1 protein-coding gene is annotated in these 415 nt (G+C 73.5%); it reads left to right on the forward strand.

Features of this window, described 5'->3' with window-relative positions; all coding sequences use genetic code 11:
- Positions 1-415, forward strand: a 415-nt coding sequence (locus CR470_RS38475) for an HAD family hydrolase (protein WP_143664011.1), incomplete at both ends; no start/stop codon positions are given.

A 415-nucleotide genomic window follows, 5' to 3' on the forward strand; every position in this document is an offset into this window, starting at 1 on the left:
CACCGACACCACCGGCCCCCTCCCCACCCCCGAGGACTTCCAGAACATCCCCGGACTCGGCGTCCAGGGCACCGTCGAGGGCCACGCCGTCCTCGTCGGGCGCGAAGCGCTCCTGGCCGAGTGGGAGATCCGTCTCCCCGACCACCTCGCCGAGGCGAAGAAGGCCGCGGAGGCCGCCGGGCGCACCGCGATCACCGTCGCCTGGGACGGCGAGGCGCGCGCGGTGCTGGAGGTCGCCGACGCGGTGAAGGACACGAGTGCCGAGGCCATCCGCAGGCTCCGCGCCCTCGGTCTGACCCCGATCCTCCTCACCGGCGACAACCGGGCCGTGGCGGAGTCGGTCGCGGCCGAGGTCGGCATCGACGAGGTGTACGCGGAGGTCATGCCGCAGGACAAGGTCGACGTGGTCAAGCGC

The sequence above is a fragment of the Streptomyces sp. rh34 genome, from assembly GCF_002551245.1.
GTDB lineage: Bacteria > Actinomycetota > Actinomycetes > Streptomycetales > Streptomycetaceae > Streptomyces.